General features: G+C 69.4%; 1 pseudogene. It reads left to right on the top strand.

The features are described 5' to 3' along the window. Window positions 1-372, top strand: a pseudogene (locus tag IF47_RS0126955) (ATP-binding protein); the annotation flags it as partial.

The raw sequence follows: 372 nt of genomic DNA, 5'->3' as shown, positions 1-372 counted from the left end.
CCTCAACACCAAGGACGTCGCCGACGTCATCACCCCGCTTACTGCGGTGATCGAGTTCATCGGCCTGCTCATCACCATCGTCCAGGTCGTCTGGCCCTACGCCGTCACCCTCGGACCGCTGTTCGCCCTGCTCGCCCTGTGGTCGGTCGGCCGCAAGCAGCAAGCCGCCCCGAACTGGGCCCTGCCCGACAACATCCGCAACGGGGAGGGGGAGCCGATCACCCCGTCCATCGTCGTCAAGGCCCTGCGCGACCTCGGCGTGCCTGCCCTGCGCAACGCCATCAAGGAGATGGGCGACGCCGGCGCCTCCATGCTCGGGCCGATCCGGATCGCCGGATGCGGCGTCGAGGTCGACGTCACCCTGCCCTCGGG

This window comes from Streptomyces megasporus, from assembly GCF_000718985.1.
Taxonomy (GTDB): Bacteria; Actinomycetota; Actinomycetes; order Streptomycetales; family Streptomycetaceae; genus Streptomyces; species Streptomyces megasporus.
This window is presented reverse-complemented; position numbering and strand designations above follow the sequence as displayed.